General features: G+C 38.2%; 8 protein-coding genes. 3 read left to right on the top strand and 5 right to left on the bottom strand.

Going from position 1 to position 5,608, the window contains the following annotated elements; genetic code table 11:
* Positions 1 to 336: 336 nt before the first annotated feature.
* The gene (locus tag EA412_00700; protein ID TVR83854.1) at positions 337 to 558 is read left to right on the top strand and encodes a hypothetical protein; all 222 of its coding nucleotides are present in this window, start codon (positions 337 to 339) and stop codon (positions 556 to 558) included.
* The gene (locus EA412_00695) at positions 548 to 874 is read left to right on the top strand and encodes a hypothetical protein (protein TVR83853.1); all 327 of its coding nucleotides are present in this window, start codon (positions 548 to 550) and stop codon (positions 872 to 874) included. The genes EA412_00700 and EA412_00695 overlap by 11 nt, the downstream gene beginning before the upstream one ends.
* 126 nt (positions 875 to 1,000) lie before the next feature.
* Here the strand turns inward: EA412_00695 and EA412_00690 are convergent, their stop codons facing one another.
* The 4 genes from EA412_00690 to EA412_00675 all read right to left on the bottom strand — a co-directional run bounded on the left by EA412_00690 (position 1,001) and on the right by EA412_00675 (position 4,330).
* On the bottom strand, positions 1,001 to 1,219 hold the full coding sequence (locus tag EA412_00690; GenBank protein ID TVR83852.1) for an addiction module protein: 219 nt from the start codon (positions 1,217 to 1,219) through the stop codon (positions 1,001 to 1,003).
* A gap of 301 nt (positions 1,220 to 1,520) precedes the next feature.
* On the bottom strand, positions 1,521 to 2,234 hold the full coding sequence (locus EA412_00685; GenBank protein ID TVR83851.1) for a hypothetical protein: 714 nt from the start codon (positions 2,232 to 2,234) through the stop codon (positions 1,521 to 1,523).
* Positions 2,235 to 2,249: 15 nt separating this feature from the next.
* On the bottom strand, positions 2,250 to 3,449 hold the full coding sequence (locus EA412_00680) for an RHS repeat-associated core domain-containing protein (GenBank protein TVR83855.1): 1,200 nt from the start codon (positions 3,447 to 3,449) through the stop codon (positions 2,250 to 2,252).
* Between the two features lie 68 nt (positions 3,450 to 3,517).
* Positions 3,518 to 4,330 (bottom strand): KilA-N domain-containing protein, encoded by an 813-nt coding sequence (locus EA412_00675; protein ID TVR83850.1) that lies wholly within the window; start codon positions 4,328 to 4,330, stop codon positions 3,518 to 3,520.
* Positions 4,331 to 4,632: 302 nt separating this feature from the next.
* Between EA412_00675 and EA412_00670 the strand changes: the two genes are divergently transcribed.
* Complete coding sequence (locus EA412_00670) at positions 4,633 to 4,824, top strand: hypothetical protein (GenBank protein ID TVR83849.1); 192 nt, start codon at positions 4,633 to 4,635, stop codon at positions 4,822 to 4,824.
* A gap of 476 nt (positions 4,825 to 5,300) precedes the next feature.
* Here EA412_00670 and EA412_00665 read toward each other — a convergent pair.
* Positions 5,301 to 5,608: hypothetical protein (locus tag EA412_00665; protein ID TVR83848.1), on the bottom strand; the 308-nt coding region annotated here is incomplete at its 5' end.

The following is a 5,608-nucleotide window of genomic DNA, read 5'->3' as shown; positions in this document are numbered from 1 at the left end:
TTTCTGCGAGTTCAATTTTCTTCATTTAATTGTTGGTTAAGATTTAAATGGTAACCCCTGATGATCCGCCACCAAATACGAAATTCTGCTTCTGCAAAGGTGTCAACAGTAACATCCCAATCTGCGGGTCATAAAAAACGTATTTTCCGCCGGCCCTGGCCTGCTCTAAAAGAAGGTGTTCATAGAACGTATAACGCCCAAAAATACAGCCTTTTCTCTTTTAAGCGAACACTTTTAACCAGCGTGTTTTTTGGTTTGCTGTTTTTATTTTGTATTTTTGTATTTAAGCTCTTTTTTTTTAAGAAGCATTAAAAATTGATTGATCCTTAAGAAATAATGGACCTACAGTATATAACAGACACCAAAGGACATAAAAGTGCCGTACAGCTTTCCATGAAGGATTGGAAAAAGATACAAAAAGATCTGAACGAGTTGGAGCGTTTAAGAAATAAAAAGCTTTTTATGGCCGAGTTGGCGGAAGCTGTTGAAGAAATGAGGTTAATAAAGGAAGGTAAAGTTCAGGCCCGGAACGCTGAAGATTTCATCAATGAGCTTTAATGTTAAATCCCTAACCATTTTTGAACGACAGGCCAGGCGTCTGATTAAAAAATTCCCCTCTCTTAAAAAGGAAATTCAGACCCTTATCAAAGAACTAAAGAAAGAACCCAAAAATGGTACTTCAATTGGGCACAATTGCTATAAAATACGTCTTGCAATTGCAAGCAAAAGAAAAGGTAAATCCGGCGGCGCTCGCATTATTACGCATGTGATTTTCAAACATGACACTGTTTACCTCCTCTCCATTTACGACAAGTCGGAAATTGAAAACCTCTCCGATAAAGAGATTTTAGAGCTTATTAAACATATTCCATAAAAAAGCCCTGTAAATATCTGTTATACTCAACATGGTTTCCTAAAATAGAACATGTTTATTTGCCGGTTACAACTGCTGCCTTTGCAGCATCTTCTTCAGCAAAAGGCTTGACAATTAACTTATACATTAGAGTTGATCCTTAATTCTTGCTTTTACTTCAAGCCAACTTGACCCTTCGTTTCGATTCCTGCTATGAGATTCAAGTCTATCATCCAGTAGCTGCTTCGCATGGGATGATAATTCCACCTGATCATCATTATCAGCAATGCTGTCCCAAATGGCTTCCACCATTAAAATACGTTCCGGGACACTTAATTGTAATATGTCTTTGAGTATATGTGTCATAGTGCAAATTTAACGATTTAAAATTATAATTGTTATCGTTTTCCGGCAAATGTTTTTTGTTCATTACACATCTTCGCCAGTTAAAACGCAACAAAAACAGCCCAAAAGGCGGGATTAGCTTTTCTTTACCTTGCTTCGTTACCACACGACTGGAGTCGTGCTTCACCAAAAACCATAGTGCGCATTAACGATATATAAAAAATGGATGCACTATAAACTTCTCACGCCATTCTATATATAAGTAAGACTTACAAAGTCGATGTGAAATGACCTGGATAATCAACTTACTTGTGCAACATACTTATTCTAATGGTTCTGGGTATGATTTTCCAATAATAGCTATAGCTGGAACAATATGCTTTCCATCTCTTAAAAGATATTGTTCAAAATAGTTGTCAATACGTTGATTTAATAACTTGTATGTATTTGAATTAAAAAAATCTTTGTTTTCTGAAAATAAGAAACAATTATGAATAATCCAGTTTTCTTTTTTAAAAAAATGTAAAGAGCTTTGTAATTTTACATACTCATTTGAGGGTATTTTTTTCTCAGTTATTAAAAAACCAAATAAGCGAACTGGTTTTTTAACAAGTAAGCCTTTTTTAATTAGATCTTTAACTATATAGTTCTCAATTCTATGTGATTTTGAAAAAGCTCTAAATCGAGGATTTATTAGAGCTGATACTTTATCACAAAACTCTTCTAAAGAAATCCATTCAGATTTACTGTTCTTTAGGTAATCAAATACTAATTTTTCAAGTTCTGAAATTTTAAGATTGTCTATTCTATCTTTAGTAGATTTCTGCAAAAAAAACATCTTTTCTTTTTTAATATCTGCTCCTTTTATTTCCTTTAATTCCAACTTAATCACATTTTTTAACAGCAATGAATAAAATGTATACTTAACAATATTTTTTAAGTATTTTGTTATTCTACCTTTTGTGCTTAAGTAGATAATTTCTGCAGGACTTAATTTCATAGCTGATAATTGATTTCTATTGCCAAAATAGAACATATAAAAAGAGACTTACTATCTATGTTCCCATCTGTCATTTCTGTCATTTCTCCTGGAATTCCTATCAGGGTCTAAGAATTTAGGTTTCATGTCTAAAGGTTTAAACGCAGGTCCTGCATCTCCAGGTTTTACAACTCCTGAGGAACCAATAGGTGAAATTAATTTTCTGTCTTTTTTAGAATCTTCGGGGACTTCAGTAGGAGTTAGTCTACTATTTGGGATGTAATCCCAACCATAAAATTCAAACAAATCAATTATCATTTGTTCTGCAGATTCAGGATTATTTTGAAGCCAATTCAAATAATCTAATAAGCCAAAAAAACCCAAATGTGCCGCTGGAGAACCAATATCAAGATAACTTCCCATACCGAAACCCCTGTAATGCCCATCGTAACTTGCGCTTTCATGAAAATCACCATCCGCTTTATTTGAATAGGTGAAAAATCTCTTTAATGATGAAATAAATGATCTATCTGTGGAACTAAAGTTTCTCCTGGCTTTTGACACATGGTCTGCAGTATTTTTTAAACTTTCACTACTGACAATCGTTTTTGTACCGAAATCATACCACTTATTATTACCTAGGTATCCCCACTTGCCCCATCTATTAGTAACAACAGCTCCTTTAGCATATGTGTCATCACAGTTTTTACAAACTGGCCACATCCCGTCAGGATCTATGAAGCGAATAGGATTATTGAAAGCGTAGTTGTAAGGGCTCCATCTTCTTCCTAATTCCGCCAACGGGTCCACAGAGTGAAAACGTGCAATCTGCGCATCATAAAACCTCGCTCCGTAGTCATGCCAATTAAGCCCGAAATCATCCTGCAATTCCTTGCCGTTATACAGGTATCGGTTGTCTTTCAGGGCGCCAATAGTGTTGGTGCTGCCCAGGCTGGGTATGAGCATGCCGAAGGGGTAGTAGTGGTTTTGTTGCAGGGTGGCCAGCGTGCCGGTGTCTTCTTCCATAAGCACCACACGGGTGTTACCTAAATGATCACGTAGGTGAAATTCGTTCTGCCAGGTGCCATCGAGCACAAACCGTCCGTGGGGCGTGCCCACCCAGCCCGGGGCATTGTTTACAAACACAAACGGCCCCTGCGTAATCCCTGCCCGCCGAATGGAGGGGCGGCGGGTTGAAATGCCGCCACGGCCGCCGGCTTCCAGCTGCTGCCTTACTTTTGCTCCTGAAGCGGTGTAGGTGTAGTCAATCATTTCGGCATTCGGATTGCTTGGAAGCAAATTACATTTAAAATTTTCAGCCAGAACTGCGTTTCTTCTTATTATTTCAGCAACTTTCGACTTTCAGCATTTTGCAGGATTCGTATTTGATTAATGGCTATTTGGTTCAGTTTTACCAAACGCTCTTTCTGGGGAATCCCTTCATTTATGAACACTGCATTCAGATTTTCCATGTTCGACAAGCAAATCAATTCGTTAATGGTGGCATAATCCCGAATATTGCCATTCAAATCGGGGTTTTCTTCCCTCCATTGTTTTGCTGTTTTGCCAAATAAGGCCACATTAAGAACATCTGCTTCATTTGCATAGACTAGGGAAATTTGGGCTTCCGAAAGCTCTTTGGGAATTAAATTTTGTTTAATTGCGTCGGTGTGTATGCGATAATTCAATTTTGCCAACTCCCTTTTTGCTGTCCAGCCGAGTAGTTTTTGTTCTTCTTCTTTAAGTCGTTGAAATTCATATATCAAATACAATTTGAAAGGAACGCTGATAGCTGAACCAAACTCAAAGGCAATATCTTTATGAGCATATGTGCCCCCATATTTTCCTTTCTTTACGATTATTCCAACAGCATTGGTTTTTTCAATCCATTCAGAAACACTCAATACAAAACTTGGCAAACCAGCCTGAGATTTAAAGTGGTCAAATTTGACCACTTTAAAAAAAGGATTATTAATTTGTTCCCATGTCCCTAAAAATTCAAGGGTATATCGGCCTCTTAACCAGTTTTTAATAATATCGGCGGCACGGCTGGCACTTTCCTTGGCATTGGCCATATCAGTCAGGGAAATGTAATCTCTTTGTTCGACTGATATTATGGTAATTGGCGTGTCTTTTACAATGATCTTTGCCATTTTTATTAAATATCAATAAATGAATTGAAAATCTAATTGTCTGAAATAAAACGCAAGTTAAAACAATTTTAGAAAATTATTTAAAGGGCTTTTCTCAAAAGAAATTATCAAAAGCAAATGAACCTCTCCTGAATGGTAAACCATTCTCCGCAAACACGTCATTACCCCGTAGGGGTAAAATTATTATAGACCAGGGTTAGCGAGCAAAGCGAGCGTAACCCTGGGTTAGGGAGCAACCAAAAATCGGGCGCTGCGCTAGGCAGGTCTGAGCAGCAGGTGCGCCCTCGCAGCGCAAGGAGGTGATGTGGGTTATCAAATTTTTTTTGCTTTTACTTTCTTTTGATTGCCCAAAAGACCTGCCCGCCAAAGGCAAGGGCCAAAAGTGGCAGGCGGGAAGTAACAAAGAAAAGGCCACCGCCTACGAAAAATTTGGGGTCATTACTACGGAACTTTGCCCTCGCGCATCCCAAGCCGGCCGGAACGATGCTGAATAGTGAAAAAGAAAGTTCCCTGCTCCGGCCTTCGGGGATGCTAAGCCATGGCCCCCGCACGCAAACTTCCTTGAATGCCAGCCAAATTTTTCGAAAGCGGGTCCCGTGCTTCCGAACTTTTTTTTTATTTCGCAAACACGTCTCTACCATTGAAATCTCGTGAAAGTCCGGCCTTAATGTAGAGACGCGCCTTGCGGCGCGTCTGAATTTCAATTTTAATGCATGCCCTGTAGAGACGCGCTTTGCAGCGCGTCTTGCTTGTGGCGCGTCTTGTTTTTTATTTCCCACTTTTTCACGCTTCGTTCACTTGCCTTGTTACCAAGATTTTTTCAGGGCCAAAAAGACAGCAAACGGAGAGTTCGCTTTGATTCAGGATTTTTGAATTTCAAATTCTTCAATTACAGACCGGAAATGCAATTCTGATCAGTGGGAACAGATCAAGTAAATTTAGTGCATTTACATACCATTTAAAGAATTTTTTATCTAATCCCTTTTAGGAGATCACTCACCCAATAAAAAAAAATAATAGATCCAAAATAATAAAACAAGCTTAGAATCCTTAATACTTTTTTCTTTTTCTCCGAGAAAGAATAATAAAAGTTTAAAATTTTCGAATCTAACTTGCGGTAATAAACTACAAGCCAAGATAAAAAAAGGAAAGAACCAGCAAAGTATTTATAATAGCTATACCAATCAAAACCATTAGGAAAAAAAAGAAACTCGAAAACACCCGGGGCTAATGCGCCTAGGCGCTGCTCGTGGTCGGGGTAGCGATAGCCATGCATCA

It is taken from the genome of Chitinophagaceae bacterium (assembly GCA_007695095.1).
Classification (GTDB): Bacteria; Bacteroidota; Bacteroidia; order Chitinophagales; family REEL01; genus REEL01.
This window is presented reverse-complemented; position numbering and strand designations above follow the sequence as displayed.